Annotated in this window: 16 protein-coding genes; 6 read left to right on the top strand and 10 right to left on the bottom strand. The window is 53.8% G+C overall.

Annotation, left to right across the window (positions count from 1 at the left end; all coding sequences use genetic code 11):
- Nucleotides 1–207 precede the first annotated feature (207 nt).
- From dapB to ACMGGR_RS17520, 4 genes are all read left to right on the top strand, one after another.
- A complete protein-coding gene (gene dapB, locus ACMGGR_RS17535) occupies nt 208–1023 on the top strand; it encodes a 4-hydroxy-tetrahydrodipicolinate reductase (protein WP_414147452.1) in 816 nt (271 codons plus the stop codon).
- Between the two features lie 437 nt (nt 1024–1460).
- A complete protein-coding gene (gene carA / locus ACMGGR_RS17530; protein ID WP_414147451.1) occupies nt 1461–2603 on the top strand; it encodes a glutamine-hydrolyzing carbamoyl-phosphate synthase small subunit in 1143 nt (380 codons plus the stop codon).
- Between the two features lie 14 nt (nt 2604–2617).
- The gene (gene carB, locus ACMGGR_RS17525) at nt 2618–5842 is read left to right on the top strand and encodes a carbamoyl-phosphate synthase large subunit (RefSeq protein WP_246758123.1); all 3225 of its coding nucleotides are present in this window, start codon (nt 2618–2620) and stop codon (nt 5840–5842) included.
- 577 nt (nt 5843–6419) lie between these two features.
- Nucleotides 6420–7157: an acid phosphatase gene (locus ACMGGR_RS17520; protein WP_414147450.1), complete on the top strand. Its 738-nt coding sequence runs from the start codon at nt 6420–6422 to the stop codon at nt 7155–7157.
- A gap of 288 nt (nt 7158–7445) precedes the next feature.
- Here the strand turns inward: ACMGGR_RS17520 and ACMGGR_RS17515 are convergent, their stop codons facing one another.
- The 3 genes from ACMGGR_RS17515 to ACMGGR_RS17505 form a co-directional block, all read right to left on the bottom strand.
- Nucleotides 7446–7766, bottom strand: coding sequence for a helix-turn-helix domain-containing protein (locus ACMGGR_RS17515; RefSeq protein WP_246758126.1), 321 nt, complete (start codon nt 7764–7766; stop codon nt 7446–7448).
- Entirely contained in the window at nt 7763–8104 is a 342-nt protein-coding gene (locus tag ACMGGR_RS17510; protein ID WP_246758127.1) for a toxin, read from the bottom strand. The genes ACMGGR_RS17515 and ACMGGR_RS17510 overlap by 4 nt, the downstream gene beginning before the upstream one ends.
- A gap of 225 nt (nt 8105–8329) precedes the next feature.
- Nucleotides 8330–8944 carry a LysE family translocator gene (locus ACMGGR_RS17505; RefSeq protein WP_246758128.1) on the bottom strand — a complete coding sequence of 205 codons (615 nt, stop codon included), beginning with the start codon at nt 8942–8944 and terminating at the stop codon, nt 8330–8332.
- A 194-nt stretch (nt 8945–9138) separates the two neighbouring features.
- Between ACMGGR_RS17505 and folA the strand changes: the two genes are divergently transcribed.
- Nucleotides 9139–9618 carry a type 3 dihydrofolate reductase gene (folA, locus tag ACMGGR_RS17500; RefSeq protein ID WP_246758129.1) on the top strand — a complete coding sequence of 160 codons (480 nt, stop codon included), beginning with the start codon at nt 9139–9141 and terminating at the stop codon, nt 9616–9618.
- 32 nt (nt 9619–9650) lie between these two features.
- Here folA and apaH read toward each other — a convergent pair whose 3' ends face one another.
- Genes apaH through lptD form a run of 6 tightly spaced genes read right to left on the bottom strand, consistent with a single transcriptional unit; the run spans nt 9651 to nt 16456 of the window.
- A complete protein-coding gene (apaH, locus tag ACMGGR_RS17495) occupies nt 9651–10481 on the bottom strand; it encodes a bis(5'-nucleosyl)-tetraphosphatase (symmetrical) ApaH (RefSeq protein ID WP_414147449.1) in 831 nt (276 codons plus the stop codon).
- A gap of 47 nt (nt 10482–10528) precedes the next feature.
- The gene (gene apaG / locus ACMGGR_RS17490; RefSeq protein ID WP_246758131.1) at nt 10529–10906 is read right to left on the bottom strand and encodes a Co2+/Mg2+ efflux protein ApaG; all 378 of its coding nucleotides are present in this window, start codon (nt 10904–10906) and stop codon (nt 10529–10531) included.
- Nucleotides 10907–10910: 4 nt separating this feature from the next.
- The gene (gene rsmA / locus ACMGGR_RS17485) at nt 10911–11735 is read right to left on the bottom strand and encodes a 16S rRNA (adenine(1518)-N(6)/adenine(1519)-N(6))-dimethyltransferase RsmA (protein WP_246758132.1); all 825 of its coding nucleotides are present in this window, start codon (nt 11733–11735) and stop codon (nt 10911–10913) included.
- Nucleotides 11728–12720: a 4-hydroxythreonine-4-phosphate dehydrogenase PdxA gene (gene pdxA / locus ACMGGR_RS17480; RefSeq protein ID WP_414147448.1), complete on the bottom strand. Its 993-nt coding sequence runs from the start codon at nt 12718–12720 to the stop codon at nt 11728–11730. Before pdxA ends, rsmA begins: the two co-directional genes overlap by 8 nt.
- Entirely contained in the window at nt 12710–14005 is a 1296-nt protein-coding gene (gene surA / locus ACMGGR_RS17475; protein WP_246758135.1) for a peptidylprolyl isomerase SurA, read from the bottom strand. Before surA ends, pdxA begins: the two co-directional genes overlap by 11 nt.
- A gap of 54 nt (nt 14006–14059) precedes the next feature.
- A complete protein-coding gene (lptD, locus tag ACMGGR_RS17470) occupies nt 14060–16456 on the bottom strand; it encodes an LPS assembly protein LptD (RefSeq protein ID WP_414147447.1) in 2397 nt (798 codons plus the stop codon).
- Nucleotides 16457–16603: 147 nt separating this feature from the next.
- On the opposite strand from lptD, the gene djlA reads away from it, so the two are divergent.
- Nucleotides 16604–17428, top strand: coding sequence for a co-chaperone DjlA (djlA, locus tag ACMGGR_RS17465; protein WP_246758137.1), 825 nt, complete (start codon nt 16604–16606; stop codon nt 17426–17428).
- A 117-nt stretch (nt 17429–17545) separates the two neighbouring features.
- On the opposite strand, the gene rluA is transcribed toward djlA, so the two are convergent.
- On the bottom strand, nt 17546–18196 hold the full coding sequence (rluA, locus tag ACMGGR_RS17460) for a bifunctional tRNA pseudouridine(32) synthase/23S rRNA pseudouridine(746) synthase RluA (protein ID WP_414147446.1): 651 nt from the start codon (nt 18194–18196) through the stop codon (nt 17546–17548).
- Between the last annotated feature and the right edge of the window lie 28 nt (nt 18197–18224).

Raw genomic sequence — 18224 nt, 5'->3', positions numbered from 1 at the left:
AAGCTAGCCTGTTAAGGTTGTGCGCGCTGCTACCCGTTTGATAGCAGCGCATTTGCCTGAAATCTTCCCATCTTTTTCCCCTCACGGATTTTAATAATTTTCCGATCGGCCGCATAAATTCTAATCCCGTCATTTTTATAGTGGCGCTGGAGTTAACCCGTGGTTAACCTGTCTGCGTTTTGTATGCACAGACCTGAGGGACTTATTATGAATAATGCACCAATCCGCCTGGCTATCGTGGGCGCGCCGGGACGTATGGGGCGTCAGCTGATTCAGGCTGCCCACGAGGCGGAGGGCGTCTGCCTGGGCGCTGCGCTGGCGCGTGAGGGATCTTCACTGTTGGGTACGGATGCGGGTGAGCTGGCAGGCATCGGTCAGGTGGGGGTTAAAATCAGCGATAAGCTGGTTGCCGATGACTTTGACGTGCTGATCGATTTTACCCGGCCAGAAGGCACGCTGGACTATCTGGCTTTCTGCCGTCAGCATCAAAAAGCGATGATTATTGGTACCACGGGGTTTGACGAGGCCGGAAAAGCGGCAATCAAAGCGGCGGCAGAAGAAATTGCTATTGTGTTTGCCGCCAACTTTAGCGTCGGCGTTAATCTGGTGCTAAAACTACTGGAAAAAGCCGCTCAGGTAATGGGCGACTATGCGGATATCGAAATAACCGAAGCGCACCACCGCCATAAAGTTGATGCGCCTTCCGGCACCGCGCTGGCAATGGGTGAGGCCATTGCGGACGCCATGGACTGGGATCTTAATGAGCATGCCGTCTATAGCCGTGAAGGCCACACCGGCGAACGCAAGCCGCAGACAATTGGTTTTGCCACCGTTCGTGCTGGCGATATCGTTGGCGAGCACACGGCAATGTTTGCAGATATTGGGGAACGTGTAGAGATAACGCACAAGGCCTCAAGCCGCATGACCTTTGCAAAAGGCGCAGTTAAAGCGTCTGAATGGGTTTTCGATCGTAAAAAAGGTCTCTTCGATATGCGTGACGTGCTTAATCTGGATGAGATTTAGTAAAAAATAATTACTCATCTCTTTGATTTTAAGGGTGTTTATTGTCACCCTTTTCATAAATATGTGCTATTTGTATCTTATGATTCTAATTCCATTTTTTAACATGAATTGCCTCTGTTAGCGTCCTGGGAAACGCTGTTTTTGACCATTTGGTCCGGTTTTTACCGCCTTCTTTCAGATTTATCGCTTAGTTTCGCCAGGCAACCGTTTTTATCAGCCGGATAGCTGTTGTTTTTGGTCGCTATCTTCCTGTTTCTCTATCAGTGACGCAAAAAAGCATGAAAAATAGCGCCTCAGGGTAGACAAGCCAGGGAGCGATCATTAGAATGCGCGCAATTTGCCAAAAATCGAGCAGTCAGGCGGTTTTTGCATTGATTTGGAGCCTCATTCTGAATTAATATGCAAATAATGTGACTGTTTATTCTCTGGAGGATGTTTTGATTAAGTCAGCACTATTGGTTCTGGAAGACGGAACCCAATTCCACGGTCGGGCCATCGGGGCAACGGGTTCGGCTGTAGGAGAAGTTGTTTTCAACACTTCAATGACCGGTTATCAAGAAATCCTCACTGATCCTTCCTATTCCCGCCAGATCGTTACTCTTACTTATCCCCATATCGGCAACGTCGGCACCAATACCGCTGACGAAGAGTCTGCTCAGGTACATGCGCAGGGGCTGGTTATTCGCGACCTGCCGCTGATTGCCAGCAACTTCCGTAATGAGGAAGGGTTGTCGGCTTACCTCAAGCGTCTGAATATTGTCGCTATTGCCGATATCGATACGCGCAAGCTGACCCGCCTGCTACGTGAAAAAGGCGCGCAGAACGGCTGCATTATCGCGGGCGACGCGCCGGATGCCGGGCTGGCGCTGCAAAAAGCAAAAGCTTTCCCTGGCCTGAAAGGGATGGATTTGGCAAAAGAAGTTACCACGCAGGAAACCTATAGCTGGACGCAGGGAAGCTGGACGCTCGACGGCCTGCCCGCCGCGAAAAAAGAAGAAGAGCTGCCTTTCCACGTGGTCGCTTATGACTATGGCGTAAAGCGCAATATCCTGCGCATGCTGGTCGACCGTGGCTGCCGCCTGACCGTGGTTCCGGCGCAAACGCCAGCGGAAGAAGTGCTGAAGATGAATCCGGACGGTATCTTCCTTTCCAACGGCCCTGGCGACCCGGAGCCTTGTGACTACGCGATTGCTGCTATCAAAACTTTCCTGGAAACCGAAGTACCGGTGTTCGGCATCTGCCTGGGGCATCAGCTGCTGGCGCTGGCGAGCGGCGTTAAAACGGTGAAAATGAAGCTGGGCCACCACGGCGGCAACCATCCGGTCAAAGATCATGATAACGATACCGTGATGATCACCGCTCAGAACCACGGATTCGCCGTAGATAATAACAATCTGCCAGCGAACCTGCGTATTACTCACACCTCGCTGTTTGACCATACGGTGCAGGGGATTCACCGCACGGATAAACCGGCGTTCAGCTTCCAGGGCCACCCTGAAGCCAGCCCCGGCCCGCACGATGCCGCACCGCTGTTCGATCACTTTATCGAACTGATTGAAGCTTACCGTTCAACCAAATAATCAGGAGCGAGAGAATGCCAAAACGTACCGACATAAAAAGTATCCTGATCCTTGGCGCTGGCCCGATCGTTATCGGCCAGGCCTGTGAATTCGATTACTCAGGCGCGCAGGCCTGTAAAGCGCTGCGCGAAGAGGGTTACCGCGTTATCCTGGTTAACTCCAACCCGGCAACCATTATGACCGACCCGGAAATGGCCGATGCGACCTATATCGAGCCTATTCACTGGGAAGTTGTACGCAAAATTATTGAGAAAGAGCGTCCGGATGCGGTACTGCCGACGATGGGCGGCCAGACCGCGCTGAACTGTGCGCTGGAGCTGGAACGTCAGGGCGTGCTGGAAGAGTTCAACGTCACCATGATTGGCGCAACGGCTGACGCGATTGATAAAGCGGAAGATCGCCGTCGCTTTGACGTGGCAATGAAAAAAATCGGTCTGGAAACCGCACGTTCCGGTATTGCCCACACGATGGAAGAAGCGCTGAAAGTTGCTGAAGACGTTGGCTTTCCGTGCATTATCCGTCCTTCCTTTACCATGGGCGGTAGCGGCGGCGGTATCGCTTATAACCGCGAAGAATTTGAAGAGATTTGCGAGCGCGGCCTGGATCTGTCGCCAACCAACGAGCTGCTGATTGATGAATCGCTGATCGGCTGGAAAGAGTATGAGATGGAAGTGGTGCGCGACAAAAATGATAACTGCATCATTGTCTGCTCCATCGAAAACTTTGACCCGATGGGTATCCACACCGGCGACTCTATCACTGTAGCACCAGCGCAGACGCTGACCGATAAAGAATATCAGGTTATGCGTAACGCCTCGATGGCGGTACTGCGTGAAATTGGCGTGGAAACCGGCGGTTCTAACGTCCAGTTCTCGGTTAACCCGGAGAATGGTCGTTTAATCATCATCGAGATGAACCCGCGCGTCTCCCGTTCTTCCGCGCTGGCGTCCAAAGCAACCGGCTTCCCGATTGCAAAAATTGCCGCCAAGCTGGCCGTAGGCTACACGCTGGATGAACTGATGAACGACATCACCGGCGGCCGCACGCCTGCGTCGTTTGAGCCTTCCATCGACTACGTCGTGACCAAAATTCCACGCTTCAACTTTGAAAAATTTGCGGGCACCAACGACCGCCTGACCACGCAGATGAAATCCGTGGGCGAAGTCATGGCGATTGGCCGCACGCTGCAGGAGTCTATGCAAAAAGCGCTGCGCGGGCTGGAAGTCGGCGCGCACGGCTTCGATCCAAAAGTTGATTTGAACGATGCGGAAGCGTTGACCACTATCCGCCGCGAGCTAAAAGATGCCGGTTCCGACCGCATCTGGTACGTAGCCGATGCCTTCCGTGCGGGCCTGTCCGTTGACGGTATATTCAACCTGACCAATATTGACCGCTGGTTCCTGGTGCAGATTGAAGAGCTGGTGCGGCTGGAAGAGCAGGTTGCCCGTGAAGGCATCAACGGCCTGACGGCTGATTTCCTGCGTACGCTGAAGCGTAAAGGTTTTGCCGATGCGCGTCTGGCCGTGCTGGCTGGCGTGGCGGAATCGGAAGTGCGCAAGCTGCGTCATCAGTACAACCTGCACCCGGTTTACAAGCGCGTGGATACCTGTGCGGCGGAATTCTCGACCGACACCGCCTATATGTACTCTACCTATGAAGAAGAGTGCGAGGCCAACCCAAACCAGGATCGCGACAAAATCATGGTGCTGGGCGGCGGGCCAAACCGTATCGGCCAGGGCATTGAGTTCGACTATTGCTGCGTGCACGCCGCGCTGGCTCTGCGCGAAGACGGTTACGAAACCATTATGGTTAACTGTAACCCGGAGACCGTTTCTACCGATTACGATACCTCTGACCGTCTTTACTTTGAGCCGGTTACGCTGGAAGACGTGCTGGAAATCGTGCGTATTGAGAAGCCGAAGGGCGTGATCGTCCAGTACGGTGGCCAGACGCCGCTGAAGCTGGCGCGCGCGCTGGAAGCCGCAGGCGTACCGGTTATCGGCACCAGCCCGGACGCTATTGACCGTGCGGAAGACCGTGAACGCTTCCAGCAGGCGGTCGATCGCCTGGGCCTGAAGCAGCCTGCCAACGCCACGGTAACGGCGCTGGAGCAGGCGGTAGAGAAAGCAGCCACAATCGGCTATCCGCTGGTGGTGCGTCCTTCTTACGTGCTGGGCGGCCGCGCGATGGAAATCGTTTATGACGAAATCGATCTAAAACGCTATTTCCAGACCGCCGTTTCCGTATCTAACGATGCGCCAGTGCTGCTGGATCGCTTCCTGGATGACGCGGTAGAAGTCGACGTCGATGCTATCTGTGACGGCGAGCGTGTGCTGATTGGCGGCATTATGGAACACATTGAGCAGGCTGGCGTGCACTCCGGTGACTCCGCTTGTTCACTGCCGGCCTACACGCTGAGCAAAGAGATTCAGGACGTGATGCGTCAGCAGGTCGAAAAGCTGGCCTTCGAGCTTTGCGTACGCGGCCTGATGAACGTGCAGTTCGCGGTCAAAGATAACGAAGTCTATCTGATTGAGGTTAACCCTCGCGCCGCGCGTACCGTGCCGTTTGTCTCTAAAGCTACGGGCGTGCCGCTGGCGAAAGTTGCCGCGCGCGTTATGGCGGGCAAAACGCTGGTCGAGCAGGGCGTAACGGAAGAGATTATTCCACCGTACTATTCGGTTAAGGAAGTCGTACTGCCGTTCAACAAATTCCAGGGCGTTGATCCTATCCTCGGCCCGGAAATGCGTTCAACCGGCGAAGTCATGGGCGTGGGCCGTACTTTTGCGGAAGCTTTCTCTAAAGCGATGCTGGGCGCACAAAGCAACATGAAAAAGAGCGGCCGCGCGCTGCTGTCCGTCCGCGAAGGTGATAAAAAGCGCATTGTGGATCTGGCGGCCAAGCTGCAAAAGCTCGGCTTCGAGCTGGATGCAACGCACGGCACGGCTGTGGTATTGGGTGAAGCAGGCATTAACCCGCGTCTGGTTAACAAGGTGCACGAAGGACGTCCGCATATTCAGGACCGCCTGAAGAACGGTGAATATGCCTACATTGTTAACACGACGGCCGGACGTCAGGCGATTGAGGATTCCAAACTGATCCGCCGCAGCGCGCTGCAGTATAAAGTGCACTACGACACCACGCTGAACGGTGGTTTTGCCACGGCAATGTCGCTGAATGCCGATCCGACCGAGCAGGTTATCTCCGTACAGGAAATGCACGCGCAGATTAACGGCTAAGGAAAGCCGCGTAGTGCATCATTAATAACCTGAAACCAGGCTCTCTGGAGCCTGGTTTTTTTATGCGGTGGTAAAACGTCCGGGCAGCCGGGCTACTCCCGTTTCTTTTAAGCCGCCAGCCAATAAACGTTGCCTCTGCGTATCACCGCATTTCAATAACGATCGCCATCGCCATCGCCATCGCCATCGCCATCGCCAGCCCCAGCCTCCAGCCTCCAGCCTCCAGCCTCCAGCCTCCAGCCTCCAGCTTTCAACCTCCAGCCTCCAGCTTTCAACTTCCAGCTTCCAGCTTCCAACTTCCAGCTTCCAACTTCCAACTTCCAACTTCCAGCCTCCAGCCTCCAGCCTCCAGCCTCCAGCCTCCAGCCTCCAGCCTCCAGCTAACTGCTGCTGCGAGTTTTATCCGTATTTCCAGATTACCCGATGAATCAAATAAAGCGAAGGAAGGGCAGTTTACTCATCGAAATGGTTATTTTGTGAGCTGTGTAAAGTTGGGCTGGTGATTAGTGCGATAAACTTTTCCGGCTTTATTCTGTTATTTTCTTTACCATTATCACTCATTAACAAGGAAGATCTAATGAAAAAAATAGTACTGGCTACGCTTGCCTGGACGGCTATAGTGCAGTTTTCGTTTGCCGCCGTAGACGTTACGACACAGCCTGACTTCTACTTCCTACAGGAATCCCAGTCAGCGGACAGCCTGACTCTGTTACCTCCACCTCCTGCTGTAGATAGCATCGCATTTTTAAACGACAAGGCGCAGTACAGAGTGGGAAAAATGCTCAGGAGTACGCCGCGCGGTAAGCTGGCCTCGCAAGATGCGCACATCAGCGGTGATGGCGTTGCCGAAATTTTTTCAGCGGCATTTGGTTTAAAGATTGATAAAAAAACGCCGGAGATACAGCGACTGATAGTGAAAATGCGCGAGGATGCGGGCGATCTGGCAACGCGAAGCGCAAAAAATCACTACATGCGTATCAGACCTTTCGCTTTTTACAACGAACCGCTCTGCCGCGCTGATGATGAGGCCGCCCTGATGAAAAACGGCTCTTATCCTTCTGGTCATACATCTATCGGCTGGGCGACTGCGCTGGTGCTTGCCGAGATTAATCCGGCCAGGCAAAACGAAATACTGAAACGCGGCTATGAAATGGGGCAAAGCCGGGTAATTTGTGGCTACCACTGGCAAAGCGACGTTGACGCAGCCCGCCTGCTTGGCGGCGCTATCGTTGCGCGCCTGCATGCGGATGTCGGCTTCACCCAGCAGTTGCAAAAGGCAAAAGCGGAATTTAAACGCCTGTCATCCGCTTCATAAGCCCGGCCGGCGGCGAGTTTTCGCCGCCGGTTTCCAGGCTGCTCAGCCGTTCAGCGCTGAATTTAACCGTGCATCTATGCCTGGCCGTTCGCCGCTAAATTTAACCGTGCATCTATGCCTGACCGTTCAATGCTAAATTTAACCGTGCATCTATGCCTGGTTGTTCAATGCTGAATTTAACCGTGCATCTATGCCTGGTTGTTCAATGCTGAATTTAACCGTGCATCTATGCCTGGCCGTTCACCGCTGATGCTGGCTGTATGTGACCAATGTTTCACCCCATCCGTTTTACCGTGAGAGGCTGGCCAGTTTTTGCAGCAGCGCTGGATCTTTTTCCACCATCTTAATCAGTAAAATAGCCTGATTGTTAGGCCGGGCGCGGCCCTGCTCCCAGTTTTGATAGGTGGTTAGCCCGGTATGCAGATACTGGGCAAATAGCCCCTGCGAAAGCTGCAGCGACTCGCGGATCTGACGGAGTTCGCTGGCAGGCATTGCAATATCGCGCTCAATGCTTAGTCGGTGTGTTTTAAGGGTTTTTTTACCTGCGTTCATCTCGCCCCAGGCATCCATTCCCTCGACCAGTTCGGTAAATAGCTGACGTTTTTTCATGGTTCCGTTCCCGTTAGATGGTAATCCAGTAGCTGGCGCAGCAGATTTTGTTGGGCAAGCGTTAAGTCGTCCATTTCGCCTTTGCTATACAGCGTGAAAAGCAGAAACTGCGACTTTTCCGGCCACCAGTAATAAATAATCCGCAGGCCGCTTCGCTTTCCCTTATGTCGACGATCGTCGCCCAGCCTGAGCTTACGCAGTCCGCCCGTGTGCTGCATCACATCGCCACAGCAGGGAGCAAGCAGCAATAAATTTTGCAGGCTACGAAAAGCTTCATCAGAAAGATATTCTGCACGATGACGTGCAAAAGGTGGCAACTCAATAAAGATGGCGTCCACTGCCTTATCTCCTTTCTTTGGATAAACTATCCCCATCTGAAGGATGGTTCTATGCTTTCGATCAAATTTCAGGCGCTATTTTGCCTGTAGAACCGCCTGAATGCCGCCATGAAATGTCGATGCTGCGTGATGTCTCGCAAGTCGGTTGAAAAAGCTATACGCAGGATGAAGAAAAGCGGAAAGGGGAGAGGTTCCGCCAGTCGTAAACCAGCGGAACAAAGAGCATCAGGAGAGGGCGACCTTAATACCGAAGGCGATAAGCACCGTACCCAATAACCGGTCGATAATCTTTTGCGCTTTAGCCAGGCCGCGACGCACCGGCGCACTCTGAATAAGCACTACCAGCGTTGGCCACCAGATTGATGAAAGCGTCAGAATAATGCCCGCGTACCAGATTTTTTCGCCCAGGCCTGAATGGACGTTAAGAACCTGAGTAAACATAGACAGGAAAAACAAGGTCGCCTTAGGATTTAACAGATTGCAAAGATAGCCCTGCATAAAAGCTTTTTTCAGCGAGGTGTTTTCCGCCGCAACATTGCTGAGATCCATTTTGCTGTTGCCGCGAGAAAGCAGTGCCTGGATGCCCACATAAATCAGGTAAGCCGCGCCCGCGTACTTAAGCAGCATAAACAGCCATGGCGTAGTGGTAATGACGACTGCCAGGCCTGCTACACAGTAGGTCATATGCGTTGCCACAGCACAGTTAACGCCAAGCGCGGTCATCAGCGCGGCGCGGCGCGGATAGCGTGCGGCGTTTTTAATAATCAGAAAAAAATCCGGGCCGGGCGAAAGCATGCCCAGCGCAGAGATAGTGAAAATAAGTAAGCTGGTTTCTAACATGATGTTCTAAGGCTTCTACAGGAAAGGGGAGTTTTTAAGCACGTTGCTGAGCTTATTTTAGCCTGAAGTTCTGGCAAAATACACGCAAACGATATCCTGATAAACCTTTACTTAATTCCCTCTGCTTAGCTATCGACGAAACTTTCGCCTTTCCGTATGATGACGCCAATTTTACACCTTATGAGTATTCTCAGATGATAAGCCTGATTGCAGCCATGGCGACCGACCGCGTTATCGGGATGGAAAATGCCATGCCGTGGCATCTGCCAGCCGATTTGGCCTGGTTTAAAAAGAACACCCTGAACAAGCCGGTCATTATGGGACGCCGTACTTTCGAGTCTATTGGTCGTGCATTACCGGGCAGGCTGAATATCGTCATCAGTAGCCAGCCGGGCCAGACCGAAGGCGTTACCTGGGTGTCATCGATTGAAGATGCTCTGCAGGCCGCAGGCGGGGCGGAAGAGATTATGGTGATTGGCGGCGGTCGCGTTTACGAGCAATTCCTGGCGAAAGCGGACAGGCTTTATCTGACGCATATTGATGCTGAAGTTGAAGGCGACACCACCTTTCCTGACTACGAGCCGGATCAGTGGCAGTCAACCTTCAGCGAATTTCATGACGCTGACGAAAAGAACACCCACAGCTACTGCTTCGAAATCCTCGATCGCCGTTAAGTTTCAGGGCGGATAATTATCCGCCCTGAAGATTATTCTTCCACCGTGCTTTTAAGCGTTGACGGCTGCACGAACCACGCCTTATCTTCCCAGCGCAGCATGGTCAGGTTTCCTCCCCAACAGCAGCCCGTATCAAGCCCCAGGATGCCTTCCGGCGTGCCTTTCCCTTCCAGCGAAGCCCAGTGACCAAACACGATAGTGTAATCACGCGCGACGGGACCGGGAATGGTAAACCAGGGTTTTAGCGGGGCCGGTGCGGAAGCGGGCGTATCTTTGCAGATCATATCCAGCTGACCATTGGGAAAGCAATAACGCATACGGGTTAGCGCATTGGTGCTGAAGCGCAGACGTGCCAGGCCGCTTAGCTCCGGCGACCAGTTATTTGGCATATCGCCATACATAGCGTCCAGAAACAGGGGATAGGTGTCGCTGGAGAGGACGGCTTCCACTTCACGCGCGCAGCTTTTTGCCGTTTCAATATCCCATTGCGGGGTAATCCCGGCATGCGCCATCGCCAGTTTTTTCTCTTCATCTACCTGCAGCAGCGGCTGGCGGCGCAGCCAGTTAATCAGTTCGTCAGCATCTTCCGCCTGCAGCAGTGAAGTGATGCGATCTTTGGGTTTATTGCGGCTGATACCGGCAAAAACGGCCAGCAGATGGAGATCGTGATTGCCCAACACCAGCTTAACCGCGTCGCCAAGCGAGCGAACGTAGCGCAGAACTTCCAGTGAAGCAGGACCGCGAGCCACTAAATCGCCCGTTAGCCATAGCGTGTCCTGAGCAGGATCGAAAGCCACCTGCTCCAGTAGCGACTGCAGTTCATCGTAACAGCCGTGAATATCGCCAATCAGGTAAGTGCTCATAAACAATCCGAACCTCTGCGTCGGGAAAGCCCGAATCGCAATCAGAATTAGTGTATGTGGCTGGGAATGGCCAGTCGGAACACCGGGATCGCCACGCGAAAGGTTTCGCCTTCGCTGTCGATCATCTCATAGTGTCCCTGCATGGTGCCCATCGGGGTTTCAAGGACGGCCCCGCTGGTATATTGAAATTCACTGCCGGGCTGAATATGGGGCTGCTCGCCGACCACGCCTTCGCCCTGAACTTCCGTTTCGCGACCGTTACCGTTGGTAATCAGCCAGTGGCGGCCCAGCAGTTGCACGGCGGTACGCCCCAGGTTACGGATAATAATGGTGTAGGCAAAAACGTAGCGGTTCTCTTCCGGCGCAGACTGCGACGAAATATAAGCGCTCTGTACATGCACACAAACTCGGGGCGTATCGTTCATCGGGTTAACTCTCCTGCGGCTGCTCGGGATGCGCAGACAGCCAGTTTGCCAGCTGGCAATACTGGGCCACAGAGATGTTTTCCGCACGCAGTGTCGGATCGATGTTCATCTCCTGTAGCGCCTCCAGCGAGAACAGATGGCCAAGGCTATTGCGCAGAGTTTTACGGCGTTTACCAAAAGCTTCGGTAGTGATCCTGCTCAGGATTTTAATGTCCTGTACAGGATGCAAAATAGAGGCGTGAGGCACCAGGCGAACCACGGCGGAATCGACTTTAGGCGCAGGCGTAAAGGATTCCGGCGGTACTTCCAGCACCGGGATCACCTGGCAATAATATTGCGCCATGACCGTTAAACGACCATAGGCCTTGCTGCCTGGTCCCGCCACCAGACGGTTCACTACTTCTTTCTGCAACATAAAGTGCATGTCGCGGATCGCATTAGTATAGCTGAACAGGTGAAACATCAATGGCGTAGAGATGTTGTAGGGCAGGTTACCAAAGACGCGCAGAGACTGGCCTTTTTCCCGGGCATAGGCCGCAAAGTCAAAGGTCATGGCATCCTGCTGGAAAATCGTCAGCTTAGGCCCTAAAAAAGGGTGAGTCTGTAAACGAGCCGCCAGATCGCGGTCAAGTTCAATCACCGTCATTGCTTCCAGCCGCTCGCCAACCGGTTCGGTTAACGCGCCCAGGCCAGGGCCGATTTCGACAACGGTTTCGCCGGACTGTGGGTGGATCGCAGAGACGATGCTGTCGATAATATACTGATCGTTAAGGAAGTTCTGTCCGAAACGTTTGCGGGCAAAATGGCCCTGATGGACGCGATTATTCATTACTGCTCTTGAGATTGGTGATGGCGAGATTAAGCGCCGTAATAAAGCTGCCCGCATCAGCCTGACCCAGGCCTGCCAGCTCTAAAGCGGTGCCGTGGTCTACGGAAGTGCGGATAAAAGGCAGGCCGAGCGTGATATTCACGGCTCGTCCAAAACCCTGGTACTTCAGCACCGGCAGACCCTGGTCGTGATACATCGCCAGAACCGCGTCAGCATGCTGTAAATATTTTGGCTGGAACAGCGTATCGGCCGGAAGCGGGCCGGTCAGCCGTATTCCCCTGTGCCTTAATTCGTCCAGCGCGGGAATGATAACATCAATCTCTTCCCGGCCCATATGACCACCTTCACCGGCGTGCGGATTAAGCCCGCAGACGAAAATATGGGGTGAGGGCAGGCCAAATTTGCTCTGTAGATCGGCATGAAGAATGGTGATGACTTCGTGCAGGCTGTCACGGGTGATCGCGGCCGAAACGTCCTTTAACGGCAGATGCGTGGTTGCCAGGGCAACCCGCAGCTCTTCCGTCGCCAGCATCATAACCACACGTGAACAGCCAGCGCGCTCGGCGAAAAATTCCGTATGGCCGCTAAACGGGATACCGGCATCGTTTATGACGCCTTTATGTACCGGTCCGGTAACCAGCGCGGCAAATTCGCCGTTCAGGCAGCCATCGCAGGCGCGCGCCAGCGTTTCCAGCACGTACTGACTGTTGGCAACGCACAGTTCGCCGGCTTTTACCGGCTGCGCTGTAGCAACAGGCAATACCGTCAGCGTACCGGCAATCTGCGGCTGCGCCGCAACGCCCGGCTGGTATTCGCGCAGGGTCAAAGGTAAACCCAGCTTTGCTGCACGCTCGCGTAACAAAGCGGGATCGGCACAAACTACCAGTTCAACCGGCCAGTTGTGCTGGGCCAGTTGCAGAGTGACATCAGGACCAATCCCGGCAGGTTCGCCGGGAGTGATCGCCACGCGCATATTACTGAGCATTGGCATCCAGAATTTTCACATAGGCGGAAGCACGCTGCTCCTGCATCCAGGTTTGCGCCTCTTCTGCGAATTTACGGTTAAACAGCAGGCGGTAGGCGCGCTCTTTCTGCGCCGCATCGGTTTTATCAACCTGACGCGTATCTATCAACTGAATTAAATGCCAGCCGAAGGAAGAGTGTACAGGCGCACTCATCTGGCCTTTTTTCAGCTTCAGCAGCGCGTCGCGGAAAGCGGGATCGTACACTTCTGGCGAGCTCCAGCCCAGATCGCCACCCTGATTAGCAGAGCCCGGATCCTGAGAAAGCTGCTTAGCTGCCTGAGCGAAGGTAGTTTTGCCGCTATTGATATCGGCAGCCACCTGAATAAGCTTCTGGCGAGCCTGGTCGTCGGTCATGACCGGCGATGGTTTCAGAAGAATATGGCGCGCATGGACTTCCGTGACGGAGATATTCTGCTTATCGCCACGAATATCGTTCACTTTCAGAATATGGAAGCCAACGCCGGAACGAATTGGGCCAATAATATCGCCTTTTTTCGCCACAACCAGCGACTGAGCAAACAGCGAAGGCAGCTCCTGAATGCGTCCCCAACCCATATTGCCGCCCTTCAGCGCCTGTGGATCGGCAGAGTAGGTGATAGCCAGTTTGCCGAAGTCAGCACCGCCTTTCGCTTCGCTAACCAGCTGTTTTGCCAGCTTTTCCTGATCGTCGACCTGCTGCTGCGTTGGGTTTTCCGGCAGCGGCAGCAGAATGTGGCTGAGGTTTAGTTCGGTAGAAGCGTTGTTCTGCGAGGCCACCTGGGTAGCCAGCGAATCCACTTCCTGCGGCAGGATCGTAACGCGACGACGGACTTCGTTATTGCGCACTTCGGCAATCGTCATCTCTTTACGGATTTGCTCGCGGTAAGTCGCATAGTTCATGCCGTCATAAGCCAGGCGGCTACGCAGCTGATCGACGCTCATTTTGTTCTGCGCGGCAATATTAGCAATCGCCTGATCGAGCTGATCGTCCTGAATCTGGATACCGGCCTGTTTTGCCATCTGCAGCAGAATATTATCCATTACCAGACGTTCGATAATCTGGTGACGCAGCGTTTTGTCATCCGGAAGCTGCTGACCGGCCTGCTGCGACTGGCTTTTTACCGAGCGCATCATGCCATCGACGTCGCTTTCCAGAACGACGCCGTTATTGACTACGGCGGCTACTTTATCAACAACTTGCGGTGCTGCAAACGCGGTGCTTGCCGTCAGCGCTGCACCAAGGATCAGCATTCTCCAGTTCTTCATACTTTTTCCATTCTTCTATCCGCACGGCGGGTTGGCATACTAATTATCACAACATCAGAAAGAGCGCTGATAAGGCAAAATGCCCTGACGCAGCATCTGGCCGGTGCCCAGGCTATAGCTCGGGCTCAGACCACGTAGCTCAATGTTGAACGAGATTTTATTGTCATAGGTACTGCTGTCGTTTTCCCAACTGGTGATCTTACGTTCGTAACCCAGACGAATAGCGTAGCAGCAAGAGCTATACTGCACGCCGAGCAGCTGATCGGCAGGCTGTTTGGCCTTGGTATCGTAATACCAGGCGCCAACGACCGACCAGGCATCGGCGATTGGCCAGCTTGCCGTCGCGCCTACCTGCGAAATTCCCTGTTGGTAGCCAGGGTTAGTGATCTGGCTCAGCGTCTGCTGGATATATTCCGGGCTGGTGTAGCGATAGTTCAGCTGCACCATGCGGTCTGCATCACGGCGATATTCCAGTACGGCGTTGCCCTGGGAAACGTTGTCGATACGCGTGTCATACTGCACACCGCCACGCGCACCCCAGCGATCGCTAATCTTCCAGTAGGTATCGCCAGCCCAAACCAGGCTGCCGCGATCGTCGCTGTCTACGTTCTCCAGCCCGGTACGGGATGGGGTAAACGAGTAGATTTGACCTACAGAAGCGTTAAAACGTTCAACCAAATCGTTATCAAATATTCGCGTAGTGACGCCGCTGGTCAGCTGGTTGGCGGAAGCGATACGATCCAGGCCGCTGTAAGTACGGTCGCGGAACAGGCCGGTATAGTCGCTTTGCAGCAAGGTAGAGTCGTACGCGCGGATCATGCTCTGATCGCGGTAAGGGATATAAAGGTACTGCATACGCGGTTCCAGCGTCTGCGTATAGCCTTCTGACCAGTCCATATCGCGGTCAAAGACCATTTTGCCGTCAACCTTAAACTGCGGCATAACGCGGTTAACGTTGCTTTTCAGCTGGTTAACTTTGCTGGTATCGACGTTGTTGTTGTAATACTCAATATCATCCTGCTGATAGTGCGTCGCCAGCAGTTTGGCTTCGGTATTAATGCTGCCCCAGCCGTTAGCCAGCGGCAGGTTGATGGTTGGTTCCAGATGCAAACGCGTTGCGTCCGGATATTCTTCGTTAACGTTAGTGAATTTGACCGCTTGCGCATAAAGATGCGTATCGAACGGGCCAACGCTGTTCTGGTAATAGTTAAAATCGAACTGCGGCTCGGCGCGGTATACGTCGTTGCTCGCCTGGGTAGAGAAGATCTGGAACTGTTTGGTCGACAGCGTCGCGTCCCAGTTTTTCTCTGCGTAGCCTACGCTGAATTTTTGCGTGACGTAGCCGTCGGTCGAATCACCGTAGGTAGAGTCCAGATCGGTAAAGTAATAAGGATCGCTGACCTTGGTATAGTCGACGTTAAAGCGCCAGTTCTGCTCATAAACGCCCGAATGCTTCCAGAAGAACAGCCAGCGTCTGGAGTCTTTATCATCATTAATGCCGCGCGTAGCCGCATCGTTGGTGTACTGCTTGTCGGAAGGCAGATAATCGAACTCAACCAGGCCCGCGCCCGCTGTCGTCAGGTAGCGGAACTCATTTTGCCACTGCATGCCGCGCTTGCTCATGTAGTGCGGCGTGAGGGTGGCATCGGCCTGTGGTGCGATGTTCCAGTAATAGGGCAGCAAAAACTCGAAGCCGTTAGAGCTACCGTATTTGGCGTTAGGGATCAAAAAGCCCGAGCGGCGGCGGTCACCAATCGGCAACTGTAAATAGGGGCTGTACAGCACCGGCACCGCACCGATCTTAAAGCGGGCGTTCCAGATTTCCGCAACCTGCTCCTCGCGATCTTCGATCACTTCCGTTCCCGCTACGCTCCAGCTGTTATCGCCGGGCAGGCAGGAAGTAAAGGTGCCGTTTTCCAGAATGGTATAGCGGTTCTGTCCGCGCAGCTTCATCTGATCGCCACTACCGCGTCCCTGACGGCCTACCATCTGATAGGTGCCGTTCCAGACGTTGGTGTCTTTGGTGTTCAGATTAGACCAGGCTTTCGGACCTTTCAGGATGATCTGATTATCGTCGTAATGCACATTACCCAACGCGTCCACGGTGCGCACCGGCGCCGGCTGACCCGCCTGCTGCCGCTGGTGCAGCTGCACCTCGTCGGAAAGCAGCTGGCTATTGCCCTGCTTAATATCGACGTTGCCGCTAAAGACCGCGTCATCAGGATAGTTGCCTTTCGCTTGATCCGCGTTGATAGTAACCGGCAGTTCATTGGTGTTCTTACCCTGAACCAGAGGACGGTTATAGCTCGGCACTCCCAGCATACACTGTGAGGTGAGATCGTCTGCCAGACCTTGCTGGCTGTAGAGCGCTGAGCCGATAAGCGTGGCCAGCAAAGTAGGTAGTCGTTTTTTCATACGCGGTATCGAAAATTCCGTGATAGCTGGCATCATGCCGACAAACGGTCAGAGACTAACGCACTCAACTGCGTTGCGCTAGTGTTATCCGGACTGTTTGACCGCGTTGCCGTTAGGCTCTGAGATAAATGACGGGTATGATAATGCAATTTTTAGCCTTCAGCATGGCGAATTGAGGAGTATATGCGCTATTGGGGAAAAGTAATTGGGCTTGTGCTGGGATTGTTAAGCGGCACCGGTTTTTGGGGACTCGCTATCGGCCTGCTCTTTGGACATCTGATTGATAAGGCGCGAGCGGTTCAGGGACAGGGTTATTTCGCCAATCAGCAAACGCGTCAGGCGCTTTTTTTTAGCACCACCTTTCAGGTTATGGGCCATCTGACCAAGTCAAAAGGGCGCGTGACCGATGCGGATATTCAGATGGCCTCTTTATTGATGGACCGGATGCAGCTACATGGTGAGGCCAGGACGGCGGCGCAGCAGGCTTTTCGTCAGGGGAAAGAGGGCGATTATCCTTTGCGCAGCAAACTCAGGGAACTGCGTAGCGCCTGCTTTGGCCGTTTCGATCTGATTAGGATGTTTCTGGAAATACAGATCCAGGCGGCGTTTGCGGACGGTTCACTGCATCCCAATGAACGCCAGGTGCTTTATGTCATTGCTGAAGAGCTGGGAATTTCACACAGCCAGTTCGATCAATTTTTACGCATGATGCAGGGCGGCCAGCAGTTTGGCGGCGGGGGACACTATCAGCAGGGGGGCAGTTCGCAAGGCTATGCTCAGGCGCAGCGCGGGCCAACGCTGGAAGATGCCTGTAGCGTGCTGGGAGTAAAAAGCGGCGACGATGCGGCAACCATCAAGCGTGCCTATCGTAAACTGATGAGTGAACATCATCCTGACAAGCTGGTGGCAAAAGGTTTGCCGCCGCAAATGATGGAGATGGCCAAGCAGAAAGCGCAGGAAATTCAGGCAGCTTACGATTTAATCAAGCGCGAGAAAGGGTTTAAATAAACAGCCTTTTGTAGCTAAACCGAAGGCGTGCGGGTTAAGGATGCCTGTGTGTTGACGGAATGTATTGGCTGATTTGTTGACCAGAAAAATTTCCCTCCGGACAGCCGGAGGGAAAGATTAAAAATCAGCGGGCTGACGGAAGGTCATCGGCGTCTGATATTTGGGATGGGTAATCGTTAACATTTCCGCATGCAGCAGCAGACGCGACGCCATTGCTCTGGCTTCTTCATGCGCATAAAAGTTATCGCCCAGAATGGGATGGCCCAGCGCCAGCAGATGAACGCGAAGCTGGTGCGAGCGTCCGGTAATAGGCTTTAGCTCCACGCGCGCGCTGTTATCGCTGCCATATTCTAAAACCCGGTATTCCGTCTGCGCCGGTTTGCCCGTTTCAAAACAGACTTTCTGCTTTGGCCGCTGCGGCCAGTCACAGATTAAAGGCAGATCGATCAGCCCTTCCTCGTGCTCAGGATGCCCCCAGACGCGCGCCAGATAGGTTTTTTTCGGCTCGCGCTCACGAAACTGCCGCTTGAGCTCGCGCTCGGCCGCCTTGTTCAGCGCCACGAGAATAATGCCGCTGGTCGCCATATCCAGACGATGTACGGATTCCACCGCAGGAAAATCGCGCTGGATACGCGTCATCACGCTGTCATTATGCTCCGGCAGGCGGCCAGGTACCGACAGCAGCCCGCTCGGCTTATTTACCACGATAATGTGCTCATCCTGATAGAGCACGGGCAACGGATCTTGCGAAGGATTATAGGGTTCCATCTTTTTGCCTGTTTGGGGCGGCGAGGCC

Source organism: Erwinia sp. BNK-24-b, from assembly GCF_047456155.1.
Classification (GTDB): Bacteria; Pseudomonadota; Gammaproteobacteria; order Enterobacterales; family Enterobacteriaceae; genus Erwinia; species Erwinia phyllosphaerae.
Note: the sequence above shows the minus strand (reverse complement) of the source record. Positions and strands in the feature narration are given on the sequence as shown.

What these genes read in the sequence shown, in the direction of transcription:
- dapB (WP_414147452.1), top strand. Translation starts at nt 208, where the DNA reads ATGAATAATGCACCAATCCGCCTGGCTATCGTGGGCGCGCCGGGACGT.
- carB (WP_246758123.1), top strand. Translation starts at nt 2,618, where the DNA reads ATGCCAAAACGTACCGACATAAAAAGTATCCTGATCCTTGGCGCTGGC.
- ACMGGR_RS17520 (WP_414147450.1), top strand. Translation starts at nt 6,420, where the DNA reads ATGAAAAAAATAGTACTGGCTACGCTTGCCTGGACGGCTATAGTGCAG.
- ACMGGR_RS17515 (WP_246758126.1), bottom strand. Translation starts at nt 7,766, where the DNA reads ATGAAAAAACGTCAGCTATTTACCGAACTGGTCGAGGGAATGGATGCC.
- ACMGGR_RS17505 (WP_246758128.1), bottom strand. Translation starts at nt 8,944, where the DNA reads ATGTTAGAAACCAGCTTACTTATTTTCACTATCTCTGCGCTGGGCATG.
- folA (WP_246758129.1), top strand. Translation starts at nt 9,139, where the DNA reads ATGATAAGCCTGATTGCAGCCATGGCGACCGACCGCGTTATCGGGATG.
- apaH (WP_414147449.1), bottom strand. Translation starts at nt 10,481, where the DNA reads ATGAGCACTTACCTGATTGGCGATATTCACGGCTGTTACGATGAACTG.
- apaG (WP_246758131.1), bottom strand. Translation starts at nt 10,906, where the DNA reads ATGAACGATACGCCCCGAGTTTGTGTGCATGTACAGAGCGCTTATATT.
- rsmA (WP_246758132.1), bottom strand. Translation starts at nt 11,735, where the DNA reads ATGAATAATCGCGTCCATCAGGGCCATTTTGCCCGCAAACGTTTCGGA.
- pdxA (WP_414147448.1), bottom strand. Translation starts at nt 12,720, where the DNA reads ATGCTCAGTAATATGCGCGTGGCGATCACTCCCGGCGAACCTGCCGGG.
- surA (WP_246758135.1), bottom strand. Translation starts at nt 14,005, where the DNA reads ATGAAGAACTGGAGAATGCTGATCCTTGGTGCAGCGCTGACGGCAAGC.
- lptD (WP_414147447.1), bottom strand. Translation starts at nt 16,456, where the DNA reads ATGATGCCAGCTATCACGGAATTTTCGATACCGCGTATGAAAAAACGA.
- djlA (WP_246758137.1), top strand. Translation starts at nt 16,604, where the DNA reads ATGCGCTATTGGGGAAAAGTAATTGGGCTTGTGCTGGGATTGTTAAGC.
- rluA (WP_414147446.1), bottom strand. Translation starts at nt 18,196, where the DNA reads ATGGAACCCTATAATCCTTCGCAAGATCCGTTGCCCGTGCTCTATCAG.